Below are 23927 nucleotides of genomic sequence, written 5' to 3'. Positions count from 1 at the left end.
AGGGGTGGTTATAGTGGAAACAGTTACGGAAAAAAGAACTGACACTCAAATAAAACGAATGAAGAGCAAAATGGATGTAGCTGATTTAGGTCCAGTTTTAGCATTATTGATTTTAATCATTATTGGTGCAATTTTATCACCAGTTTTTCTGACAAAAGGCAACCTTTTAAATATATTAACTCAAATTTCTGTACTAGGTTTAGGTGCCATAGGAATGACCTATGTTGTTATTGGCAGATTTTTTGACTTATCTGTAGCAGGGATGCTGTCTTTAAGTGCCGTATTAATTGTTGGTTTACAGCCCTTCTTAGGAACAATTGGAGCGATCTTTGCTGTTGTTCTTGTAGCATTAGTCGTCGGTCTAATAAATGGAACGATTCTTCAATTTATTAAAGGTGACTTTGGTGCTTCCATTATGATCACATTTGGTACAGGAACAATCCTTGCTTCACTAGCCCTCTTATATACAGGAGGATTCACATTAAATCCTGAACGAGACGCTGTTTTCACTTGGTTTGGGAATGGTTCATTTCTAGGCATTCCTGCACCTATTGTTACGTTAATCTTCTTTTCTATTATTTTGCATGTAGTGTTGAAGTATACGACGTTCGGAAGATCAATCTACCTAACAGGAGCAAATCATGAAGCGGCTCGATTGTCTGGCATTCCCATTCATCGTATTCGAACCATTACGTTTATGATTGTAGCCGTACTTGTTTCAATAGGTGGTTTAATTAGAAGCTCCCAAACCTTGAATGCTTCTCCAGTCGTAGGTGTTGGCTTTGAATTAGATGTTATTGCTGCTGTTGCTATTGGGGGTACTAGTTTAGCAGGTGGAGCAGGCAATATTTCTCGTACATTAGTGGGTGTTCTGATTATAGGTGTACTTAATAACGTTTTTGTTCTTATGGGGTTAAGTAATTATGACCAGATGATGGCAAAAGGTTTAATTATTGTAGCTGCACTTTTACTTGATAGACGTAAAGAGCTAAAGCTAAATAGGAAGGGGTGATGAAATGTCCATTTTAAAGAGAGTATACAGTCAAAAGGTGCTATTAATTTTAATAGGAATGGTCATTTTTGCTTCGGTTAGTTCTCCTTACTTTTTGACATTTCAAAATGTAACTTACTTAGTGACACAGCTTAGCATCTTTGGAATTATGGCATTGGCGATGACCTTTGTCATATTAAATAAAGAATTTGACCTTTCAATTGGGGCAGTTATGGCATTTTCAGGTATATTTATGGTTAAGATCACTCCTCATACTGGCATTATCATGGCGATCGTGCTAACGCTTCTATTAGGAGTGATTATTGGGTTAATCACAGGGTTTTTAGTTGCTTTTTTAAGTTTAAATTCATTTGTCGTTACGTTGTGTGCGATGTTTTTCTATAATGGTCTTGCCCTAACAGTTTCAGATGGACGACCGGCAAGTGCACAAGATCCCATTTTAAATTGGCTTAGTTCAGGAACGATTTTGGGGATCCCTAATTTGATCCTTTTGCTTCTTGTCCTAACCTTGATTGCCGATTATATATTAAGGAAAACAAAATTTGGCCGCAATATCTACGCAGTTGGTGGAGATGATCAGGTAGCAAGATTAACAGGAATACCAGTTAGGTTTTACAAAATTAGTGTATTTGTCATTTCCGGCGTCGCTGCAGCGCTTGCGGGAATTCTATTAACGGGAATGTTAAATTCCGCTTCTCCATTTGTTGGAAGTAGTGCAGCATTAACCGTTATCTCAGCTGTCGTTATTGGAGGTACTAGCTTAGCAGGAGGAGAAGGTAGTATTCCAAAAACGTTAATGGGATTGTTTATTTTAGGAATACTTGATAATTTACTTGGTTTGTTAAATGTTCATTCCTTCTATCAGACCTTTATATTAGGGGCCCTCTTGGTATTTGTCATTGGCTGGGATTTTTATGCTCGGAGTAAAAAGCAAGTGTTGGTAGCTCATTAGGGAATGGGGGTGGTTCTTTTTCTTCTCGAAGTAAAAGAGCCGCCCCTTTGTATGATTTAGAGGCCGAAGAATCTTTTATGATTTTTCGGTTTCTATTTTTTATGGTTGTGAAAACTACTGGTTATTTTCGGGTTCAGGATAACTTGTAGCATGGTAAAAAGCTTCAATTTATTGGAAGGAAGAGTTGGTTACTAAGTCAAAATCCTATTGCGTTATATGTTAAAAGAAGATAAGAGTCAGTTAATGCTAAAAAATGGCTAACTACACTAAAGACCATTTATGTAATTGTCTTAATATTAAAAAAACACACCCATTGCTAAAAAATACACACCATTTAGTTTATCCAATTAGGTAGAATTCATATATACAGAAATCAAAATATATAAAGATGACGTGAATTACTGGTTATAAATAGTAGCTTATTATTTGCAATTTTGTAAGCGTTAACAAACGAGGATGGTTGGTAATGGATTCTGGACCTTCTCTTAACTATTGTTCTGAATCTCAATTTAGTCGATACATAAACGTTTACTAAAAAAGGAGGGGAGTCATAAACCGAACTATCAGTATTTGAATTATAATAATCTACATTTAATTGGAGGGGTTATAATATGGGAATGGCAACAGGGATTTTTGTAGTAGATACGCATGTTCATGCTCAAAGACATGCATTTAAGTTTAAAGAAAAAGGCATTAAGCCAGATTATGCAAAGCTAGGAGAAGGAATGACAGGCCAAGGAGTTGAGGTTTATGACAATTCAGCTAGATTGCTATACCATATGGACAGATATAAAGTTGACGTGGCAGTCATTCAACCCGCATTTGCTATGACGAATGAAATAAACGCTGAAATAGTTAGAAATCATCCAGATCGATTTGTTGCAATGTGTAACCCAGTCCAAACATATTTGAAAGCGTCACGTGGGGAAGAAGAGTGGTCGCTAGAAGCTGCCGTAAAAGAACTAGACGAACAATTAAGTACAGGTCTTTTCAAAGGGATTGGAGAAGGAATTCCATTTGATCCAAAACCGAAGCGCAGAATTACATGGGAGGAACGGTGGGATCAAATTAAAGCGTTTATGGAATTAGCTCGTAAGTATAATGTTCCTATTTCTTATCATACAGGAATTGTAAACGGTTATGGCGGTTCAGAATTAGCAGATGGAGCCAATTTGTTTAATTTTCATGATTGGAGCAATCCGTTATTAGCAAAGGATATCGCTTTAGCATATCCAGATGTAACCATTATCCTTGCTCATGGAGGAATTCAAGGCTCATGGCACACATCTTACTGGGAACAGTGTATGCACGTAGCTGCATGTTGTCCAAATGTCTACTTGGAGGCTGGGTTATACTGGGCTGATTTGTACGAAAAAGCGTTATTAGATCCAAATATCGGTCCGGAGAAAATGATTTGGGGAACCGATTGGGGAGCATCACTACCAATTCAATGGATGCCAGGTCAAAAGCCAGCGACCTATGCAGACCAAAGTCGCCGAACAGGACCGCCATCTCATCAAGTAGATTTATTTGGCTGGGCTTTAAGAGAGATTGGAAAGCTAGATGTACCACAAGATGATCTAAATCTAATATTAGGTGGAAATGCATGCGAGATTTTTGATATTAAGCCACCTCATACAAGACTTTTTAAAGAATATTTATTGAAATAACGAGAATTTAAATATTACCAGGACTTTAGAAATAGTAAATGTAAAAGTCCCGTTAATTTAAGTATTGTATTTTTTTGTTATAAATTTACCGAAAATTCAAATATTCTTTGGCGAAGGGGAGATAATTGAATGTTATTTGAGAAGAAGAATATGATACTTGTATTATTGACTGCGTTATCTTTACTATTTCTAGGGGCGTGTGGGGGAGAGAACTCATCCAGTGCTCCTGAGCCGTCTGAATCAGAACCTCCTACAGAAGAGACTGCTAATGATGGTGAGTCAAATGAAGATGGAAGCACTAGCGAAGAGCATGAGCCGTTTGATTTAGATATTTACACATTTCAAAATGGTACAACAACTTATGTTTTAGGTGTTGGTCTTGCCGAGATGATTAATCAAAATAGTGACTGGTTACAAGCAAACACATTAGAATCACCAGGTGCTACTCAAAATGCAACGATGTTAATTAATGAACCTGACAAAAGAGGCAATACAGTAGCTTGGATTGATCAATGGGGACCCAAAAATGCTTGGCCTCCTTTTGAAGAAGTATATGAGGATTTTCGTGGACTTTCTGTCACAGGTCTAGTTAACAACGTCCTTATAACAACGAATCCAGATATTAAAACAATTCATGATTTAGCAGGAAAGACTGTAAACTTAGGTGTTCCACCAGATCCGTTTGGAGTAGACCTAGTTAAACTAATGTTCGAAAAAGCTGGTGTTGAGAACGTTCGATTTGAAAATATGCCTTTTAATCAAAGTCATGAAGCATTAATGCAGGGAAGAATTGATGCAGCAATCAGTGGTGGTTTTTCTTCAAGTGCAGACGGCTCTACGTGGGGAGGCATTCCTGCTCTTAATGAATTAATGACTAGAACTGATGTCTATTTCGTCTCATATGATGAAAGCGCTTTAACTGAGGCGATGGAAGAGATGGATTCAGCCGGATTTTCTTTCGAAATTCCAGCAGGCGGAATGAGTGAACAACAAACAGAACCCCTGAATGTCTTTGCTAATACGTTAATGTGGGTTGCTGACAAAGAATTGCCTGACCATGTTGCTCATGAAATTGTAAGAATTATGGCTGAAAATCATACTAGATTTGGAGACTTCCATCCAGCTGGGAACATGGTAACCCCAGAAAATATGCCGAAAATGATTTTGCCAGAAGAGGAAATTCATCCAGGTTCTTTAAAATACTATCAGGACAACGATTTAAGTATTGAGGGCTCTGCATTTGAATAGGGAGTGATATAGCAATGACCGGGACTACTGTTAACGAAAACAAGGTATTAAAAGTTGCTGTTGTCACTGTTGCGATCCTAATGATTGTGATTCATATGATTTACTCTCAAAATTTAATTATGAATTCTAATCAGTACTATAACATGCACTTAGGATTTAGTTTGGGCTTAGTCTTTTTGGTAACAGCATCGAAGCTAAAACAGGGCTTGCAGCAAAATATTTCGATTTTTCTATTCTTTGTTGTTGTTGCGGCTTCGTTTTATATGCATATTATGGAACCGGAATTACGAGTACGTTCTTGGTCAAATACACAGTTGGATTTAATGATTGGTGTTACGTTGATCGTTTTGGCTTTATGGGCCTCAGTAAAGTCTTTTGGTTGGCTTATCCCATTATTGGCTATAGGAACGGTGATTTATCCGTTTTTTGGCCAGTATTTGCCTGAACCATTTACAACAACCAGTTATTCTATTAGTAATACAATTTCTAATCTCTCAGTTGGATTGTATGGTGGAATATATGGCGTAGCAATGCAAGCTTCCGCCGACTTTATCTTTTTATTTGTTGTCTTTAGTGCTGTAATGGGCGCCACAGGTATGAAGAAATACTTTTTCGAATTAAGTAAGTTTCTTATTGGCAAGATACTTCGTAAAATTCGCTCTGGTGTAGGCGTGTTGTCCGTATTTTATTCTTCAATGGTAGGAGGAGTGACAGGGAGTTCATTAGCAGATTTTCTGTTCACTGGTGCAACAACAATGGAAGCTATGAATAAATCGGGATATTCCAAGGAATCATCAGCAGCAATTGGTGCTGCAGCTTCCACTGGAGCCCAGATAACCCCACCAATTTTAGGGGTGACAGCGTTTGCTATGGCTGCTTATTCTGGTGTTCCATACTTAACCATCATGATGATGTGTATTATTCCTTGTATACTCTTTTTTCTTAGTGTCTATGTTTACACAATTTTTAGCGTGAAAAAGGATAGGAATCAAGACGAAAAAGATAATCCATTGTTTGAAGCAATTGATAAACAAGAGCTGATTTATAAGACACCAGCCTTTGTTATACCGTTGGCTATCATCATCATAATGCTTTATAACAATCAAAGTATTATGGCAACTGCTTTTTGGGCCATTCTTGCTGTTCTAGCATTAAGTTACATGGTTCCCAAAAAACAACGCCCTACTAAGAATAATTTAGTAGAAGGTTTTGTCGATGGAGCGTTATCTGGTGCTCAAATTAGTGTGATTTCAGCAGTAATTGGTTTGATGCTTACTACCTTTTCCAATAGTGGGATTACAATTAAACTCTCTGCTGGTATTGAAATTTGGAGTGGGGGAAGTTTAATCTTAACACTCTTAATCTTATGGGTAATATCAAATTTACTAGGTTTGATTGGGGTTTCTGCAGTAGCCTATTTTACAGCTGCGGCATTTGCAGTTCCGGTTCTAACAGGATTAGGCGTAGCATATGAAGTAGCCCATTTTTTTATTGTTTTCCCTACAATTTTTGCATTAATTACACCTCCAGTTGCTATATTAGTGGTTGTTGCGGCGAAGATTGCGGGAACGAAATATATCCCGACGGCAATAGAAACGTGTAAAGCTGCTGCTGCTGCCTTCATTCTGCCATTTTTATTTGTCTATGCTCCCTCGGTCGTCTTACAACATGGTCCAACATCAATGATATTTTGGATAGAAATTGCGGTATGTACAATTCTAACTATTTCTTTACAGTTAGGACTTGTAAGCCAAATCATTATTAAACATACTTGGTGGGAAAGAGTAATACTCTTGGTAGCTTCTGGAGGGTGTTTTATGTTCTTGGTAATGAGAGAGCCTTCTATGCTTATTTTATCTATTGTAGCAATCATGTTTTCTATATTCTCACAAGTAATCAGGTCCCGACGTTCAGACAGTTCGAATCCATCGTCTATGAGTGCATAATATTTTCTCGTCAGTGTAAATAAACTTTTTGGGAGGCATTTCATGACGTTACCTACTTATAAAATTCTTGATCCAAATATTGAAAGATTACCTTATCAGGAACTCCAGGTGTTACAATCTGAGCGCTTGGTAAATATGGTTCATTATGTTTATGAAAGCTCACCTTTTTGGAAAAACAAATTTCAAGAAGCAGGTGTTTTACCAGAGGAAATTAAAGGGATAGAAGATCTTCATCGTATTCCGTTTTGTACGAAGTCTGAATTACAAAAAGATCAAGAAACACATCAGCCATTTGGAAGCTATACATGCTCGGATCCGTCATCTTGGGCGCATTTTATGACAACTTCAGGTACTACTGGACGACCATTAAGACGCCTACTATCACATCGAGATTTCGACTATATCGTCGATTACTTTCATAGAAGAGGGCTGCCACTAGTACCGGGTGATAAATACATGTTTACGGGTCCAACGGATGCTCTTTCTGGTCCAACGATGTTTACAGCGATACTTCAGAGGTTTGGAGTTATGGTGGTGAAAGCGGGGCTACTAGACACGAACGCCAAGCTCGATTTAATTTTGGAATTAAAACCTCAAGGTCTGTCAGGAACACCATCTTATTTATTGCACCTTGCAGAAAAAGCGAAGCAAAGGGGGATAAACCTGGCAGAATTAGGGTGTTTTAAAGGAATTAGTTCATTTGGAGAACCGGGTGCTAACTTAGCAGCAAATCAAAACCGATTAAAAGCGGCATTTGGTGTAGAGTTTGTGGTTGATGGTTACGGTATGACAGAGATTTGTTCATTAGGAACAAACTGTCCTAGCAGCAGTGGCTTTCACTTGCCAAGTGACCTTGTCGTAGCTGAAATAGTCGACGCGAAAACTGGCAATAAGGTTGATTCAGGTGAAAAGGGTGAACTCGTAATTACGAATTTATTTGGAGACACTCAACCATTATTACGTTTTAGAACGGGTGATATTACTAGTCTCAGCCCACCTGGTGAAGCTTGTGAATGCGGTTTTACTGGACAAAGAGTAATGGGGATTGAAGGAAGAAAAGATGATATGATTTGGTATCGAGGAGTGAACATTTATCCTTCTGCTATTGAAGAGAAGCTACGTGAGCAAGAAGAACTTGGTACGGAATTTCGAATTTTAATTAACCAGGATGGAGATAACTTACCAACAATGACAATTCAAGTGGAGGCAAACCCATCAATTTCTGAACATAATTGGCTTGAGCTATCCAAGAAAATAGAAGGTTTATTAAAAACATCATTACGGGTTAATGCAATTGTTGAAGTTGTTGCTTCAGGAACGTTACCTAGTGTTGATGCTAAGAAAAAATCGCGACGGGTAATCTATAACAAAACATCATTATCAGCTAGAAGCTGATCAATAAAATAAACACGGGTTATAATTAACGTATAGGGGGCTTGCTTAATTCAGAAGTTCCCCTAAATTAAGTAGGAACCTTAGTTTGACAATGATCACTAATAAAAAGTAAAGGAGATTTTATGGATAATATTAATTACCACTTCTTAGTAAAATGGGGGGATACAGATGCAGCAGGCATTGTCTACTCTCCTAATTATTATAAATGGATGGATGAAGCTACACATCACTTCTTTGCTAGTATGGGTTCGCCGTTATCTGTATTAACGACTGTTGATAAAATTGGTATACCTGTACTAGAATCAAATATGCAGTTCAAGAAAGCTCTTTATTTTGAAGAATCGGTTGAGGTTTCTTCATCAATTGAAATGGTAAAAGACAAGGTGTTCACAATTAAACACACTTTCTATAAAAGTGGAGAACAAGTTGCGATTGGTCAAGAAACAAGAGCATTAGCAAGTATGGCAGAAGAAAAATTAAGAGCAATCTCCATACCCGAATCAATCCGCGAAGTACTTCTAAAATATCAAGCTGTTAAAAATTAAAAGGATAAGACTCGACTTAAAAAGAACTCGTGAAAAATCGAGTTCTTTTTTGTGTGGCGGGCAGTCGTAGAACCACGCCATTGACGAGGATGGGAAATAAGGGGACGGATCTTGCTTCTTTGGTTTCGCTAAAAGAAGGAAGGGAAAACACCGTCTCGCTGCTTCTTTTTTAGGATGTTTAACAAGTGTTTTAAAAGAGAAAGAAAAAGTTATAAGTAAAAATGCTAGTATATTTTATTGTAAGGAGATGACAATGTTCTCATACTGGGACAAGGAACCTGTCCCCCTGACCCATGTCCCCCCGGCCCATGGATCAAAGCCCAGGCTAATTATTAATTTCTGTTAACGTGTAATCAAGGAATAGCCTAGTAGCAAGCGGCAACTTTTTGTATTTTGGAACAGCGATCCCGGTAGTTCGTTCCACTGTTTGTTTAATAGGTATGATGGATATGTTCGGGTTGGAGATGCTTTGAGCTAACCGGTATCCCATCAGTGCTACGCCGATCCCTTCTTCTACAAAGTTCTTTACCATATGCATCGATGCACCATTGAGGAGAATGTTTGGTTCAAAGCCTGATTCATTACAGGCATTAATTAGATCTAGGCGAAAGTCATGGCTTGAGTTAATCATTAAAAATTGTTCTTCTGAAAAATCACGGAGATCAACCATTTCCTCGTTGGATAAGGGGTTGGCTTTGGATACAATAATGGCTATTCTATCTTTTACCAATGGATAGAAATCGATATCGTAGTCACTCGAATAGGGAGCATTAATGAATGCAACATTGATTCGTTTTTCACGCATATTTGTAAGCGAATCATCACTGTCACCTGTATAAACTCTTATATCTATACCTGGATGGGTTTTTATAAAATTAGTAATGATTTTGTCTAAGCCCAAATGACTGATATAGGGTAGAGCACCGATATGGACTTGCCCTTTTTCGAAGTTGGTGTATTGTTGTATGGTTTCTTTTGATTTTTCTATTTCAGATAGGACTTTTTGTACATGAATAAGAAATTCCTCTCCAGCCGGAGTAAGGCTTACATAACGAGCATGCCGTTTGAATAGTTTAACGCCTAATTCATCTTCTAGTTTTTTTATCTGGTTTGATAAAGTTGACTGTGAAGTGGATATTTCGAACGAAGCAGCAGAAAAACTTCTGAATTTCTCAATGGCTTGAAAATATTCTAATTGACGTAACTCCAAAGCACTCCCCCCATTATTAGCAAATATAAATGTAAGCACTAACTTCTTTTGATATTAGTATAGCGTAAGTTACTAGGTTCATTAAATGATTATTTGTTTTATGAATAGTACCTATTTATAAGAAGAATTGTTAAATTTAGAATACTTTGATAAGTTTATTGACAGAGGCAGAGGTTTTATTTTATCAAAACCAATTTAAATAAGGAGTGTTAAGATGCCAGAGAAAAGAGAAATTAAAATCGATACGAAAGTGGTTACTATGAGTAGTGGTGACTGTACACAGAAAGTTAACGCAGATATTTGTGTGGTAGGAGCGGGGATTGCTGGGGTATCTACTGCATTAGAAGCAACACGTCTTGGACGTGAGGTAGTATTAATTGATAGTTTACCAGCATTAGGAGGTCAAGCAGTAAATTCTATTATCGGTATTTTTTGTGGGCTCTTTTCAAATGGACCAAAACCGTATCAATTCACACATGGCATAGCAGATGATATTCTCAAAGATTTAGGAGAAGCTGGAGCACTTCATTATCGTCATGGACAACATAATGTCGTTATGTATGATGAGATTGCTCTTTCACGCTGGATTGAAAGCGCTATCAATAAAGCTGGAGTTAACGTTATACTAGGCGGAGTTTTGAGTGGAGTTAAAACAGCAGATAGACGTGTTGAGTCTATTGACATAGCCACTAGATATGGTGACGTCATGGTGTCTGCAAATTCGTTTGTGGATGCGACAGGAGATGCCGCTCTTGCATGGCAAGCTGGCCTTCCTTGTCGTGAACCTGCAGTAGGATCGATCTACGGTACACAGATGGTCGTCATCGAAGGAGTAGATACAGACAAAATTCCCGACCGAAATGAAGTAGTTGACCGTCTTAAGGAAAAAGCAGAAGATTATGGACTTGTACGTCAAGATGGTTTTGCTTTTGCTTTTCCGTCGAGGGGGGTGGCACTTGTCAATATGACACATGTAGAAACACCTTTAGAGCCTTTAGCTGCTTCACAAAAAGCTCTTGAAGGTAAGGCACAGGCTGATAAAGCATTCAACTACCTAAAAAATGAATATCCAGAAGCATTCGCCGATGCGAATATTCGCTCATATGGACTTCCTGGAATACGTCAAACACGTTGGATTGTTGGAAGTCAGCAATTGACGATTGATGATGTTCGTAATGGAACCAAGTTTCATGATGCTATTGCGCGTACGTCTTGGCCAATAGAGTTACATGATCGAGAAGAAGGATATGTATGGGAGCCGTACTCTGATGACCATGTGCATTATGTTCCGTTAGGAAGTCTAACTCCTCCAGATGTCGATAACTTGTTAGCGGTTGGTCGTTGTATTGATGGAGATCTTGCTGCGCTTTCAAGTGTTCGAGTTATGGGACCTTGTATTGCCATGGGTACTGCTGCAGCTCATGTACTTGATCTTGCAGGTAAAGGTAGTGTCCATGATATCGATATTAATAAGTTACAAGAAAGATTGAAAGATAATCTAGTTAATACAAAGGAACTAAAAAAAGCGACTGTCAAATAACGAATTATACATTCAAGTAATGAATAGGAGGAAAAAAAGTGAGATTAACTGAACATGAACAAGCGATGCTTGATGGGAAAGAAGGCCCTGCAAAGCAAAAGGCCATGGATTTATTAGTTCGGTATGGCGAAGCGCTAGGTGCAGAAAGATTGGTAGATACAAATAATGTTTCTAGTTCTGTATCTGCTAGTAGTCCAGTGATGCGAGAGTTCGCGGCTAAACATGGCGGTGGGTTTGATGCTATCTTCTCAGAGTTTAATCTAGATAGCGCAGAAACAGTTAAAATTCCAAAGATAGAGACGCATGCGTGCCAACTGATTCAAGCAGTTGACCCTGATCATTGGCAAACGCAAGGAATCTCACGAGAAAGATATGAACTAAACAAGGAGAGTGAGGAATACAGTGGATCCATTGGGATACAACTTCTAAGTACATGCACACCTTATCAAGTTGGGAACGTGCCAGTCAAAGGAGAGATCTGTGCATGGATGGAATCATCCGCCGTTGTTTATATTAATTCGGTACTAGGCGCTCGTACGAATTGTGAAGGGAAAGAAAGTACTGGAGCTGCCATGTTGACAGGGAAAATTCCGTATTGGGGTTATCATATTGATGAAAATCGGTTAGGTACAGATCTTGTAGAAGTTGAAATAGAAATGGAAACGATGGAAGATTGGGGGCTATTAGGTTATTACATTGGTGAAATGATCGGTGATCGTGTCCCTGTTATTAATGGAATTAAAGGTACACCTGATCATAATATGCTTAAGCATTTTGGAGCTGCAGCATCTTCTTCTGGGGGAATTGAGATGTACCATATGCCTGGGATTACAGCTGATGCTAGCACAGTAGAGGAAGCATTTGGAAACAACAAGCCTAAAACGGTTATAAAATATGGAAAAGCAGAGAGACAGCAAGCTTATGAATTATTAAATCACTCAGCCAAAGATAAAGAAGTGGATTTCATTATGCTAGGTTGTCCACACGCCTCACTTGAACAGCTATGGGATATTTGTAAATTACTAGATGGCAGAAAGATAAACGGTAATACAGATGTTTGGATTTTTACACCGCGAGCACTTCGACAAGTCGCTGACAGAAGCGGTTACACAAAAATAATCCAAGATGCCGGTGCCAAACTTATGAGTGACACTTGTCCGGCAATTGGGCAAATACTTCCAGAAGGAACGAAGGTCGTTGCTACTGATTCTGCCAAGCAAGCTCATTATTTACCAGCCATTATGGGGATTCAAACATGGTTTGGATCATTAGAGGATTGTATCAATGCAGCGATTACAGGGAAATGGAGGGAATATTAAAGATGAATAAAATCATATTGCGTGGCCGAAAAGTTGTTGGAGGATGTTCAGAAGGGGAAGCGCTTGTGACGAGAGATACCATATCTGGATGGGGTGGGATTAATCCGCAAAACGGAAAAATTATTGAATTACGACATGAGCTTTATAACCAAAGCTTCAAAGATAAAGTGCTCGTCTTTCCAGGGGCTAAGGGATCGTCAGGATGGTCCGCCTTTTTTCACGCTGCAAGACTTGCTGGTGCAGCACCTAAAGCGATGATTTATAACATTACCACATCAAAGTCAGCATTAGGTGCAGTGGTAACCCATGCGCCAACTGTTACCGATTTAGAACAAGATCCATTAGACATTATTGAAACAGGCGATTGGGTTAAAGTAGATGCTGATAATGGTATTGTTGAAATTACCAAGCGACAAGGTAATCAGAGATCAAGTAGCAGTGAAGATATAAAAGAACAAGTGTCACATTAAATGCAATGAAAAATGGGTAATTATGAATTTAAATTAAGGGAGGGCAATTATGAAAATCTCAAAGAGAGTGTTCCTGTTTGGAGTTCTTATGTGTGTGTTTGCTTTACTAGCTGCTTGTGGTTCTTCTGATACAGGCACTTCTGACGCCAACGGAGAAGAAGTGTTTGAATGGTCATTAGCAAGTATTTACACAGACCCTTCCACCAGTACTGAATTTAATGCATTTGGTGTTTCTCAGCAAACGTTCGCTGATCTAGTTGAGGAGAAGTCTGAAGGGCGCATCAAAATAAACAATTATTATAATTCGGTATTAGGAGCTAATCCGGAAATGTTTCAAAATCTTCGAATTGGAGATCTAGTAGCTTATTATGGAGAACCGATGGCAAACGTTGATGAAAGATTAGGAGTTTTGAAATTACCTTACTTGTTTAGAGATTTTGAAGATGTGGAGAAAGTGCTTAGCAATCCTGATGGAGAATTATTTCACTTGTATTCAGAGTGGTTGGCGGATCACGATGTAAAGCTTCTAGCTGTAGCTCCAGGTGCTTTCCGTGGGATTACGAATGCTAAACATCCAGTCGTAGGAATTGATGATGTGAGTGATTTAGTACTGAGAATTTATGAGGATCCAGTGGTCAATTCGTTTTGGGGGAGTATTAGTAATGCTCAGCCGCTTGCTTTTAGTGAAGTGTATACGGCTTTAGAAACAGGAACGATAGATGGTCTTGAATTTCTGGCATCCTCAGTTGTTCAGCGTCAATTTTATGAAGTAACAGACCATTATACGGATATTGACTGGCAGTGGGCGTCTGGTGGAACATTGATGATTGGAAAAGAATATTGGGATGCACTCCCTGATGACTTACAAGAAATTGTAGAAGAGGCGGCTTGGGAAGCCATGGCCCATCAAGGTGAACTGGAAAAAGAATTCACTCAAATTGCTCTAGGTGAGCTAGAGGAAAAAGGTGTTCAAGTTTATCAATTAACGGACGAAGAGCGCTCTGAGTGGATTGACTATGCTCGAAGTTTAGATGAAGAATTCAGAGATTATGTAGGGGCGGATGTCTTTGATCAGGTTATGGAAATTATAGAATCTATTGACTAATTAATGAATGAAGTTAAGTGAGAGTTGGAACTCTCACTTAACTCATTTTAAATCATTATGAGAATAGCTTATTTTGCTGGGGGTTATAGATGTGAGTAAATTCCTGTCACTAGTTGATAAATTTCTTATTTCCATTATTACAAAGATCATAACAGTGTGTATGGTTGCACTTACTGTTATTGTGTTTGTTCAGGTGATTAGTCGCTACGTATTTAAGACTTCTGTGGGGGATATGGGAGAATTACCTGTTTATCTTATGATTCTAGCCATTTGGGTAGCAGGTGCGTTGTTAGCACGTAAAGATGATCATATAAAGTTAGATGTTATGCCACTAATCATTAAAAATAAAAAGGTACTAAAATATATTAGACTTTTTGTTAATGTACTAACAGTGGGATCGATCGGCTTTTTTACTTACTTAAGTTTTGATTATGTTCAATTTGGTATTGCTACAGGAGATACATCAGCAGGTCTAGGATTTCCTTTATGGTGGCTCACATCCTTTATATCGATAAGCGGGCTTCTTATAACAATCTATTATATACTTCACTCATTTAAGGAAGCGAAGGAGTTGAAAAAATGGAAATCCTAATAGCTTCCCTCGTAGTAATATTACTGATGTTTCTTGGTATGGCCGTATCATTCAGTTTCCTGACAGGTTCCTTACTTTATATCCTAATCACAGGAACAAGTATGAGAACGATTGTGACTACTGCTTTTTTCTCTTTGGAATCTTTTACACTATTGGCCATTCCGCTCTTTATGATTGCGGGGAGATTAATGGAAGTAAGTGGGATTGCCGAAAGACTAATTGAATTTTCTCGAGCATTGCTTCGGAAAGTCAAGGGAGGAATGGGGGCAATAATTCCTGTTTCATCTATGATGTTTGGGGCACTTAGTGGCTCTGGAACGGCCACTGTAGCAGCGTTAAGTAGTATTCTTATACCTAGAATGGAGAAGCTTGGCTGGGATAAAAGATACTCTGCTGCTCTTTTAGGTGCTTCTGGTCCTTTAGGTTATATGATCCCACCGAATATGAATGCCATTTTGTTTGGAGTCGTCGCTAACACGTCGATCGCAGCGTTGTTTTTAGCCACCGTTGTCCCAGGGATACTCTGGGCATTATTGTACATTCTTATTAACCGTATTATTTATCCAAAATGGTATCGTGAACCAGAGTCTAACAGTTCCCCTGCAGGTGTTGAAGAAACGGCAGCAACAACTTCAGCTGTTCAAAGAAGTTACTTTACTGATGTTTTTACAACATTTAAAATGGCTATCCCGGCCTTTATCATGCCTCTTATTATTTTTGGTGGAATTTATGGAGGCGCTTTCACCCCGACAGAAGCGGGAGCGGTTGCCTGTATCTATGCCTTGATTGCCGGGGCCTTTATATTTAAAACAATTACTATCAAAAATGGATTAGATGCATTTACTGACACAGGGAAATCTGTAGGTTCCATCCTTATTATCTTACCTATGGTAATGATATTCACAAGGTTACTTGTTCTGAATAATGTCCCACATATGATTGCAGAAGGAATGCAGAATATCTCGACTAACCCGAATGTGTTATTGTTTTTGATTGTCCTTATTTTGTTCTTTGCAGGATTCTTTCTGAGTACAGGTGTACTAATATTTGTATTTACTCCATTATTGATGCCAACAGCTAATGCCATAGGATTAGACCCTATACAATTAGGTACAATCTTATTTGTCGCTATTGGAGTTGGTACATTAACGCCACCTTTGGCTATGAATCTATTTGTTGTTTCGAGAACAAGCGGTGTGCCAATGCAAGATCTGATGAAACCATTATTGCCATTTCTTTTCTTCGGAGCCATACCTATTCTTTTTCTAGTTACTTATGTGCCAGAGATCTCCCTTTGGCTGCCGAGATTGATTATGGGGTAAAAAATTTTAGCAACAATTAGTTGTCTTAATATAGTTAGAAAAGTGCTGTCACTACATGTAGTGACAGCACTTTTAATCAAAAAACAGAATCTCGATCAACGATTCTGTTTTTTGGTTTATTAATTTCACTCCTAAATTACACAGACCTTAAATTTTCCTCTAACAACCAAACAATCGAATCTTACTACTATCAACTTCTTTCATTACATAGACAGCTGCACCTTTTGATAGGCTCAAAGGACAATGTACCTATTGTACCTCTAATGTACCTTTATAACCTTATGCCCATCGTACTTCGATACCGATTAATTAACACCTGGCAATCTACGCTAGTAATACCAGGCAATGTATACAGTTTTTCTTTTAGAAATACTTCCATTTCTTGATTGTTTTCAAATAGTCCGTGCATGTGGAGTTTGCTTGGTCCTGTCATATGATACAGGCTAGTAACCAAGGGGTCGTCGGATAGAATGGTCGCTACTTCATCTAAGTGCTTAGGTTCGACTTCAACATTAAAAAAAGCTGATACGTTAATTCCGATTCTTTCTGGATTAATGATGGCTGTAAAACGGTCGATGACTCCATTTTCCATCAGCGTGTTTACCCGAGATTGAACCGCTACTCGTGAAAGGCCGACTTCCTTGGCGAGGTCGGTATATGACATTCGTCCATCTATTTTTAATCTGTTTATAATCTGCCGGTCAATATCATCAAGTTGTACGACCGGTAATGTATGAATGGATTGTTTTGTCGACATGGTATCCTCTCCTGTGCCAATGCATAATGATGCGATTTCCTTTAATGTATCGTTATCTCTCAATCATTTCAAGTGAATTGGAAATTAAACCTACATACTTTTCTTCGATTCCACCTCTCTTTTTTTAAAATACATACTTTAAAACACTGTAACTCCTGTTGCTATAAGATTTATAGGATGAAGTCTGCTCTGATTAATCACTTTCTCTAAAAAAGCTTGTTATAAATTATAACAACATCTGTGACTAGATTATAACGAATAGTTAGTATTATCAATATAAATATTACGTTGTGTAAATGAATTATATATTTTATTAACGAAACGAATAAAAGTGTTCATTGTCTTACATAGGGAGGGGTTAATAATATGTGGCTTGTAAAGAAAGCACGAGGTCAACCGAAAGACCTAGCTTGAAATAGTTTCTATAATCAAAGAAATGAGGAGTGGTCAAACATGAGTACTGCAGTAAATGATCGTTTGCAAGATTCGGTTCTAGTGAATGAGTGGCATCCAGTGTACAAAGCTAGTGAATTAAAAGATGAGCCAGTTGGCGTGATTGTAATGGGAGAGCGAGTTGCTTTATTCCGTTCAAAAAATGGTGTGAATGCATTTCGAGATTTATGTATTCATCGTGGAGCGATGTTATCCAAAGGCTATATAAAAAATGATACTTTGGTTTGTCCATATCATGGTTGGCAATATGATGACAAAGGAAACTGTGTTTGTATTCCGGCACAAGGAAAAGACAAAAAAATTCCTGTTCGAGCAAAAGCCGAAGGTTATCATTGTATTGAAAAATATGGAATTGTTTGGGTTTGTTTAGGAGAACCGAAAAGTGACTTGCCTGACATTCCAGAGTTTGAAGATCCTTCTTATCGACCTTTAGTTTGTGGACCGTATGAAGTGAAAGCAGCAGGTACAAGAGTCGTTGAAAATTTCACAGACTTTGCTCATTTAATGTATGTTCATGGTGGGTTGCTCGGTCATCCAGATTATGCAGAGTTACCAGATTTTCAAATCTTTAAAGAAGAAGACCGGATTTATACTGATGATGTTCCTATTTTTCAGCCGGTAGCGCATTCAGGTTCTGATGCTAAAGAGGGGACCACATACGTGTATGTTAAAGAAGTGTTTCGACCTTTAGTAGGAAAACTATCAAAAAGAGATGCGGACACCGGTCAAACACTCTATATTCTTTTGACGGTTTTACCTATTAATGATAAAGAATGTACGGTTTATATGGCTGTTGCGAGGAATTATGGCTTTGATGTTCCAGATGAGCAGTTTATTCAATTTCAAGATACTGTATTTGAGCAAGATGCATGGATTATTGAAACACAAAAGCCTGAGCTTCTACCGTTAGATTTACAAGCAGAGCTAAATCATAAAGTGGATATCTTATCGGTTGCCTATCGACGCTGGTTGAAAGAGTTAGGGGTAACCATTGGAACGACATAAGTAGAGTTCAATAGTAGCAAAACATAATATGAGAATGATAGGAGTGGGAATGTGGTGCGTAAATTATCTTTTATATGGATGTTATTGATGATGCTGTTGGTAGCAATTGGCTGTTCGTCGAATTCAAATAGCAGTACAAGTGAAAGTGAATCCAACACAGGTGAGACAGTAGAAGAACCCAACATAGAAGAAACGCAAGAATTAACTCCTATCACGCAAGTAACGACTTGGTTTGCACAACCATCATTTGGTGGAGTGTATGCTGCGAAGTATCAAGGACTGTATGAAGAAGCAGGTCTAGATGTCACCATTCAAAATGGTGGTCCTGGAGTCAGTGGGGTTCAAATTGTCGCAGCGGGGGAAGCTGAAATAGGAATGGCTCATGCGACAGATATTTTAGTAGCTAGAAATGAAGGGATACCGATTGTTGCTCTAGCTGCTGTTTTCCAAGATTACCCTCAAGCTGTATTATTCCATCAAGGACAAGATATTACTAGTTTCTCAGATCTAAATGGAAGAACAGTCACGACTGCTCCTGGTGCTCCTTGGTGGGACTATATTAAAGAAGCTTATGAATTAAATGAAGTCGATGAAATGGTTTATAGTGGTCAGCTTGCTAATTTTATTGCTGATGAAACATCCCTTATTCAAGGCTTTGTTGGATCTGAAACCTATACACTAGCTCAGGAAGGTATTGAAGTCGATTATTTAATGGTATCTGAATCAGGTTTTAACCCATATGGTGTAGTCATGTTTACAACTGAAAAGTTTCTAGAAGAAAATCCAGAGCTAGTTAGAACGCATGTGAAAGCAACGATGGAAGGCTATAATTACTACAAAGATCATGCAGAAGAAATTAATCCATTTATATTAGAAGATAATCCGGATAAAACGATGGAGGAACTTAATTTTGCAGCTGAATCCGAAGTGGATTTAATCTTTACAGGCGATGCATTGGATTATGGGGTCGGTTATATGACAGAAGAACGTTGGGAAACATTACGTGACCAGATGTATGAGCTTGGTGTGATTGATGAGAAAGAAGACCTTAGTGATATCTTTACAACGAGTTATTTGAAATAAGAGCTAAGACGACAATTATTCTATGAATCTAGTTAGAAAAAAGGGGAACAATCCCCTTTTTTTAGTAAGGAGGAGATAAAATGGGGAAAATTCTAATTAAAAATGGTACGATCTTAACGATGAATCAAGAGAATCAAACGTTGAAAAATGGATATTTAGTAACCAACTATAACGTGATTGAAGAAATAGGACAGTGGCCAGAAGATGGTTCAAAAGATTATTTGCTTCAAGAAGTAGATGAAGTCATTAATGCGGAAGGAAAAGCGATTATCCCTGGTTTGATCAATTGTCATACGCATCTTTTTCAAACATATATGAGAGGTGTTTCTGATGATTTGGTGCTTTTTGATTGGTTACAGCAAGTCATTTGGCCTGCTTCTCTCGCCATGACGGAAGAAGATTTTTACTTAGCAGCCATGATTGGTTGTATAGAAAATTTAAAATCTGGTGCAACTTTTATTATGGATCATCATTACATTCACACATCTCCTAAAAATGATGAGGAAGTGCTCCGTGCGATGGAGGAGTCAGGGATTCGCGGGGTATTGGCTCGCGGTGGAATTGATATGGGGAGAGAAGGCAGATTGAATGAGACGCAAGATGAAATCTTTTCCCGAACCGATACTCTATTAGACCGTTGGAGCGGAGCAGGGAATGGCCGCGTTGGTGTAGCGATGGGACCATTAAATTTGTACGGGTGCTCTCGTGATTTTTTAGAGCGAGCAGCAAAGTTTACTCATACACGTAATTTGATTACTCATGTTCATGTAGCTGAAACGAAAGATCAGATTGACCACACGATGACTCGCTATGGGTTGAGAAATTTAGAATTAGTTGAAGCTGTAGGAATGTTGGGGCCGACAACCCAAGTGGTTCACGGGGTATGGTTAAACGATGGAGAGCTTGATTTGATCGCTAATTGTCAAGCAACTGTCGTCCATTGTCCGGTGTCTAATATGTATTTAGCTTCAGGTGTAGCACGTGTGCCGGAGATGTTGGAAAAAGGCATTAATGTTGCGCTCGGTACAGATGGACCTGGGAGCAACAATTGTCAGGATAATTTAGAAGTCCTCAAATTTACGGCTTGTTTGCATAAAGTGAATCAATTGGATTCAACGTTACTTCCACCAATGCAAGTAATTGAGATGGGAACAAAAAATGGAGCGAAAGCAGTGGGGCGTGAACAAGATTTAGGAAGTCTAGAAGTGGGGAAAAAAGCCGACATGGTCATCGTTGATTTACAAAAAGCCCACATTAGTCCAGTCCATCGTTGCTCCTCAGCCCTTGTGTACAATGCGAATGGGAATGACGTCTCGACGGTATTAGTAAATGGGCGTGTTGTCGTTCGAAATGGCAAGTGTACTTTTGTAGACGAAGAGGAAATATTAAAACGAGCGCAAGTAAGAGTAGATCAGATGCGAGAGAGATTGGCAAACACGCATCCTATTTTTGGAATGGCGGACTGAGTTGGGATCATAGGTCATGGGGACCGGGTACCTTGAGCTGCTTTTCTCAAGCGGACTCACATTTCGTTACCTGTAACAAAAAACAGTGGTTTTGCGATGTTTGTCGATTGTGTCCGCTTATAATAAAACAGAAACAAGGGGAAGGTTCTCTTGTTTTTTCTTTGTGCTAACTTGAGGAGCATGAGAATCGTTAGATATGTACTAATTCAATGATGGAACGGAGAATGAACTACATACAACACGTAGGATTTTAGTTTTTATGATGTTTCTATCTCGTTCTTTTAAAAATAACCCGTTGTATAAACAAAGGTGGATTACCTTCTGTTTATACAACGGGTTATTAACTTTTTGGGGAGTGGGACAAGGAACCTGTCCCCACGACCCACACGCCCACTTGTTTCCAATTAAATGTTGCATGATGTCGGAAGTGTGTATATAATGTGTATATAGTATATATACATTATATGAATAGAAAGTGAGAGGAGAAGTGGGTGAATGTCTGGGGCTAGAACAGAAAACTTACTTGAAACTAATGGAACTAAACGCTGGGTAGTAACCTTTGCTCTATTTTGTATAACTCAATTGATTTTTATCGCTGTGGATGGGACTTTCTTGGAGCCGAACATTAATGATAGTGACAATTTAATTGCTAGGTTAGGAAGGTGGATGTTGGACGCGAAGCTCTTTACAGAATGGATCACTCCTTATTCCTATCCATTTTTTAATCTGTGCGTGACGATTCATGTTATAGCTATATTGATTTATGCAGCAGTGGGCATTATTACAAAGATGTCTTCAAAAAAATAAGAAGAGGGTTTGGCATGCAAATTATTATTTCTAACAGTTCGAAAGAGCCCATTTATGAACAAATTACGAACCAAATCAAATCAGCTATATTAGCAGGTGACTTGCAGGAGGGAGCAGCAATCCCTTCCATGCGTAAACTTGCAAAGGATTTACAAATTAGTGTCATTACGACGAAGCGAGCTTATGAAGAATTGGAAAAGGCGGGCTTTATCTATTCCATTGTCGGAAAAGGTTCGTTTGTTGCTGAGCAAAATCTAGAGCTCATGAGAGAGAAGAAGTTAAAAGTCATTGAGGAGCAGTTGAATGCGGTCATTACAAATAGCAAAGAAATTGGGCTATCCCTTAATGAACTCCAGCAATTATTGAGTATTTTATATGAGGAGTGATATGAATGGAAAATGTGGTTGAATTAAAAAATGTAACCAAAAAACTTAAAGGTTTTACCGTTAGAAATATAGATTTGCAAGTGAAGAAAGGCTTTGTAACAGGGTTTATTGGAGCAAATGGAGCCGGTAAATCGACAACGATTAAGATGATGATGAATCTATTGAGGCCGGATGAAGGGGAAGTTAAGCTTTTTGGGTTGGATTATAAGAAACATGAGAAGGAGATTAAAGAACGGATTGGGTTTGTGTACGATGGAAATGTCTTTTTTGAAGGGTTGAACTTAAAAGATATTAAACGAATTGTTGCACCAGCCTACAAAAAATGGGATGATGCCCAATTCTATCAATATATTGAGCAATTCGAATTACCTCTTAACAAAGCGATCAAAACGTTCTCAAAAGGGATGCAAATGAAGGCATCGTTGGCGATAGCGTTGTCCCATCAGGCAGAGTTAATCATTATGGATGAGCCTACAGCTGGATTGGACCCCATTTTTAGGAGGGAGCTTCTCGATCTTTTGCAGGAAATTATGATTGATGGGAACAGGACCATTTTTTTCTCTACGCATATTACAACTGATTTAGACCGTATCGCAGATTATATTGCTTTTATTCAGAGTGGGGAATTGCTATTTACTCAATCGATTCACGACGTAGCTGAAAACTATGCGCTCGTAAAAGGAGGGATGGAACTCCTAGATAGAGATACGGAAAAGGCATTTGTAGACATTCATCGTGCACCAACAGGATTTGAAGCATTAACGGATAATGTGAGCGCAGTGAAAGAGATGTTTGGGGATTCGGTTGTCATTGAACGCGCTTCTTTAGAAGATATCATGTATTACTTGAAAGGGGGTATACACAGTGTTTAATCTGATCAGACGTGATGTCATACTGCAGAAAAGGCAGTTATTAATCTTTGTTCCTTTTATTCTGTTCTTTATTATAATGGGATCTCATCCAGTATTTATTTTTCTAGTAGCAAGCATTTTTATCCCGTTTAACACGTATGCCTATGATGAAAAAGTAGAGACGAATATCTTATTAAATTCATTACCTTACACACGTTTTGAAATTATTGCGGCACGTTATCTCGGTGCGATCGTCTATATGGTTTTATCGATTGTAGTGACGAGTGTAGCATTATTTGCTTTTAGTAAACCTTTTTCGATTAGTGATATTGCGCTTGGTGGTGGCTTATTCTTACTATTTGCAGCATTAACGTTCCCGTTATTTTATATCTTTAAACCAGGTTATATTACTACAGCTGTTCTCATTAGTTTTATCCTTTTATCTTATTTATCAGGTCCTATTGTATCGTTTGTTAATGAAAACGTGACAGTACTTACCAATTTTATTGTTAATTTGTCCATCCCCGTTTTATATTTTGGAGCGGCTGTTGTAATCCTGATCCTTTATGCTCTTTCTTGGGGAGTAACATCTGTCATTTACCAGCGAAAAGTGTTCTAGAGGATGTCCAAATCATACCAAGCGGCATCCGATGTTAACAATGCTTCTACTGAATGGTGTATTGAAACTGCTGAAAAATAACTTTAGGAAACGGAGGCGAATCTTCACCAAGTGGATTCGCCTTTTTCTAGTAGAATAGGAAGGGAAACAGGCTACTATTACCCATTTAATGTG

22 protein-coding genes are annotated in these 23927 nt (G+C 38.4%); 20 read left to right on the top strand and 2 right to left on the bottom strand.

The annotated features are described in order from the left end of the window. Window positions 1-13: 13 nt before the first annotated feature. From LQ50_RS02415 to LQ50_RS02385, 7 genes are all read left to right on the top strand, one after another. A complete protein-coding gene (locus tag LQ50_RS02415) occupies window positions 14-1012 on the top strand; it encodes an ABC transporter permease (RefSeq protein WP_052144543.1) in 999 nt (332 codons plus the stop codon). Between the two features lie 4 nt (window positions 1013-1016). Continuing rightward, window positions 1017-1964, top strand: coding sequence for an ABC transporter permease (locus LQ50_RS02410; RefSeq protein WP_034625708.1), 948 nt, complete (start codon window positions 1017-1019; stop codon window positions 1962-1964). Window positions 1965-2575: 611 nt separating this feature from the next. After that, window positions 2576-3634 (top strand): amidohydrolase family protein, encoded by a 1059-nt coding sequence (locus LQ50_RS02405; RefSeq protein WP_034625705.1) that lies wholly within the window; start codon window positions 2576-2578, stop codon window positions 3632-3634. A gap of 129 nt (window positions 3635-3763) precedes the next feature. Continuing rightward, window positions 3764-4882, top strand: coding sequence for a TAXI family TRAP transporter solute-binding subunit (locus LQ50_RS02400; protein WP_034625703.1), 1119 nt, complete (start codon window positions 3764-3766; stop codon window positions 4880-4882). Window positions 4883-4896: 14 nt separating this feature from the next. Then, the gene (locus LQ50_RS02395) at window positions 4897-6828 is read left to right on the top strand and encodes a TRAP transporter permease (protein WP_034625701.1); all 1932 of its coding nucleotides are present in this window, start codon (window positions 4897-4899) and stop codon (window positions 6826-6828) included. Window positions 6829-6870: 42 nt separating this feature from the next. Beyond that, window positions 6871-8223: a phenylacetate--CoA ligase family protein gene (locus LQ50_RS02390; RefSeq protein ID WP_034625699.1), complete on the top strand. Its 1353-nt coding sequence runs from the start codon at window positions 6871-6873 to the stop codon at window positions 8221-8223. A 122-nt stretch (window positions 8224-8345) separates the two neighbouring features. Further along, window positions 8346-8768, top strand: coding sequence for an acyl-CoA thioesterase (locus LQ50_RS02385; RefSeq protein WP_084138594.1), 423 nt, complete (start codon window positions 8346-8348; stop codon window positions 8766-8768). Window positions 8769-9093: 325 nt separating this feature from the next. On the opposite strand, the gene LQ50_RS02380 is transcribed toward LQ50_RS02385, so the two are convergent. Further along, the gene (locus LQ50_RS02380; RefSeq protein ID WP_034625697.1) at window positions 9094-9978 is read right to left on the bottom strand and encodes a LysR family transcriptional regulator; all 885 of its coding nucleotides are present in this window, start codon (window positions 9976-9978) and stop codon (window positions 9094-9096) included. A 214-nt stretch (window positions 9979-10192) separates the two neighbouring features. Between LQ50_RS02380 and LQ50_RS02375 the strand changes: the two genes are divergently transcribed. From LQ50_RS02375 to LQ50_RS02350, 6 genes are all read left to right on the top strand, one after another. After that, window positions 10193-11518, top strand: coding sequence for an FAD-dependent oxidoreductase (locus LQ50_RS02375; protein WP_052144542.1), 1326 nt, complete (start codon window positions 10193-10195; stop codon window positions 11516-11518). A 38-nt stretch (window positions 11519-11556) separates the two neighbouring features. Continuing rightward, window positions 11557-12837, top strand: coding sequence for an aconitase X (locus tag LQ50_RS02370; RefSeq protein WP_034625694.1), 1281 nt, complete (start codon window positions 11557-11559; stop codon window positions 12835-12837). A gap of 2 nt (window positions 12838-12839) precedes the next feature. Further along, window positions 12840-13307, top strand: coding sequence for an aconitase X swivel domain-containing protein (locus tag LQ50_RS02365; protein WP_052144541.1), 468 nt, complete (start codon window positions 12840-12842; stop codon window positions 13305-13307). A 49-nt stretch (window positions 13308-13356) separates the two neighbouring features. Further along, the gene (locus LQ50_RS02360) at window positions 13357-14412 is read left to right on the top strand and encodes a TRAP transporter substrate-binding protein (RefSeq protein WP_034625693.1); all 1056 of its coding nucleotides are present in this window, start codon (window positions 13357-13359) and stop codon (window positions 14410-14412) included. A gap of 91 nt (window positions 14413-14503) precedes the next feature. Next, window positions 14504-15004 carry a TRAP transporter small permease gene (locus LQ50_RS02355; RefSeq protein ID WP_034625691.1) on the top strand — a complete coding sequence of 167 codons (501 nt, stop codon included), beginning with the start codon at window positions 14504-14506 and terminating at the stop codon, window positions 15002-15004. Continuing rightward, window positions 14992-16326, top strand: coding sequence for a TRAP transporter large permease (locus tag LQ50_RS02350; RefSeq protein WP_052144540.1), 1335 nt, complete (start codon window positions 14992-14994; stop codon window positions 16324-16326). The genes LQ50_RS02355 and LQ50_RS02350 overlap by 13 nt, the downstream gene beginning before the upstream one ends. A gap of 271 nt (window positions 16327-16597) precedes the next feature. Here the strand turns inward: LQ50_RS02350 and chrS are convergent, their stop codons facing one another. Next, the gene (gene chrS / locus LQ50_RS02345; RefSeq protein WP_034625689.1) at window positions 16598-17083 is read right to left on the bottom strand and encodes a chromate efflux transcriptional regulator ChrS; all 486 of its coding nucleotides are present in this window, start codon (window positions 17081-17083) and stop codon (window positions 16598-16600) included. A gap of 453 nt (window positions 17084-17536) precedes the next feature. Here chrS and LQ50_RS02340 point away from each other — a divergent pair, with 453 nt between their 5' ends. From LQ50_RS02340 to LQ50_RS02310, 7 genes are all read left to right on the top strand, one after another. Then, complete coding sequence (locus LQ50_RS02340; RefSeq protein WP_034625687.1) at window positions 17537-18541, top strand: aromatic ring-hydroxylating dioxygenase subunit alpha; 1005 nt, start codon at window positions 17537-17539, stop codon at window positions 18539-18541. A gap of 51 nt (window positions 18542-18592) precedes the next feature. Further along, complete coding sequence (locus tag LQ50_RS02335; RefSeq protein ID WP_070808107.1) at window positions 18593-19624, top strand: ABC transporter substrate-binding protein; 1032 nt, start codon at window positions 18593-18595, stop codon at window positions 19622-19624. 80 nt (window positions 19625-19704) lie between these two features. Further along, complete coding sequence (locus LQ50_RS02330; protein WP_034625685.1) at window positions 19705-21090, top strand: amidohydrolase family protein; 1386 nt, start codon at window positions 19705-19707, stop codon at window positions 21088-21090. Window positions 21091-21585: 495 nt separating this feature from the next. Beyond that, a complete protein-coding gene (locus tag LQ50_RS02325) occupies window positions 21586-21897 on the top strand; it encodes a YfzA family protein (protein ID WP_034625683.1) in 312 nt (103 codons plus the stop codon). 14 nt (window positions 21898-21911) lie between these two features. Further along, window positions 21912-22283, top strand: a complete 372-nt coding sequence (locus tag LQ50_RS02320) for a GntR family transcriptional regulator (protein ID WP_034625681.1) — start codon at window positions 21912-21914, stop codon at window positions 22281-22283. Between the two features lie 5 nt (window positions 22284-22288). After that, on the top strand, window positions 22289-23155 hold the full coding sequence (locus tag LQ50_RS02315; RefSeq protein WP_034625679.1) for an ABC transporter ATP-binding protein: 867 nt from the start codon (window positions 22289-22291) through the stop codon (window positions 23153-23155). Next, entirely contained in the window at window positions 23148-23753 is a 606-nt protein-coding gene (locus LQ50_RS02310; protein WP_034625677.1) for an ABC-2 transporter permease, read from the top strand. The genes LQ50_RS02315 and LQ50_RS02310 overlap by 8 nt, the downstream gene beginning before the upstream one ends. Window positions 23754-23927 lie beyond the last annotated feature (174 nt).

Origin of the sequence: Halalkalibacter okhensis, from assembly GCF_000787375.1 — a bacterium.
Lineage (GTDB): Bacteria > Bacillota > Bacilli > Bacillales > Bacillaceae_D > Halalkalibacter > Halalkalibacter okhensis.
Note: the sequence above shows the minus strand (reverse complement) of the source record. Positions and strands in the feature narration are given on the sequence as shown.

What these genes read in the sequence shown, in the direction of transcription:
- LQ50_RS02405 (WP_034625705.1), top strand. Translation starts at nt 2,576, where the DNA reads ATGGGAATGGCAACAGGGATTTTTGTAGTAGATACGCATGTTCATGCT.
- LQ50_RS02330 (WP_034625685.1), top strand. Translation starts at nt 19,705, where the DNA reads ATGGGGAAAATTCTAATTAAAAATGGTACGATCTTAACGATGAATCAA.
- LQ50_RS02385 (WP_084138594.1), top strand. Translation starts at nt 8,346, where the DNA reads ATGGATAATATTAATTACCACTTCTTAGTAAAATGGGGGGATACAGAT.
- LQ50_RS02360 (WP_034625693.1), top strand. Translation starts at nt 13,357, where the DNA reads ATGAAAATCTCAAAGAGAGTGTTCCTGTTTGGAGTTCTTATGTGTGTG.
- LQ50_RS02400 (WP_034625703.1), top strand. Translation starts at nt 3,764, where the DNA reads ATGTTATTTGAGAAGAAGAATATGATACTTGTATTATTGACTGCGTTA.
- LQ50_RS02325 (WP_034625683.1), top strand. Translation starts at nt 21,586, where the DNA reads ATGTCTGGGGCTAGAACAGAAAACTTACTTGAAACTAATGGAACTAAA.
- LQ50_RS02365 (WP_052144541.1), top strand. Translation starts at nt 12,840, where the DNA reads ATGAATAAAATCATATTGCGTGGCCGAAAAGTTGTTGGAGGATGTTCA.
- LQ50_RS02320 (WP_034625681.1), top strand. Translation starts at nt 21,912, where the DNA reads ATGCAAATTATTATTTCTAACAGTTCGAAAGAGCCCATTTATGAACAA.
- LQ50_RS02340 (WP_034625687.1), top strand. Translation starts at nt 17,537, where the DNA reads ATGAGTACTGCAGTAAATGATCGTTTGCAAGATTCGGTTCTAGTGAAT.
- chrS (WP_034625689.1), bottom strand. Translation starts at nt 17,083, where the DNA reads ATGTCGACAAAACAATCCATTCATACATTACCGGTCGTACAACTTGAT.
- LQ50_RS02390 (WP_034625699.1), top strand. Translation starts at nt 6,871, where the DNA reads ATGACGTTACCTACTTATAAAATTCTTGATCCAAATATTGAAAGATTA.
- LQ50_RS02350 (WP_052144540.1), top strand. Translation starts at nt 14,992, where the DNA reads ATGGAAATCCTAATAGCTTCCCTCGTAGTAATATTACTGATGTTTCTT.
- LQ50_RS02410 (WP_034625708.1), top strand. Translation starts at nt 1,017, where the DNA reads ATGTCCATTTTAAAGAGAGTATACAGTCAAAAGGTGCTATTAATTTTA.
- LQ50_RS02395 (WP_034625701.1), top strand. Translation starts at nt 4,897, where the DNA reads ATGACCGGGACTACTGTTAACGAAAACAAGGTATTAAAAGTTGCTGTT.
- LQ50_RS02375 (WP_052144542.1), top strand. Translation starts at nt 10,193, where the DNA reads ATGCCAGAGAAAAGAGAAATTAAAATCGATACGAAAGTGGTTACTATG.
- LQ50_RS02315 (WP_034625679.1), top strand. Translation starts at nt 22,289, where the DNA reads ATGGAAAATGTGGTTGAATTAAAAAATGTAACCAAAAAACTTAAAGGT.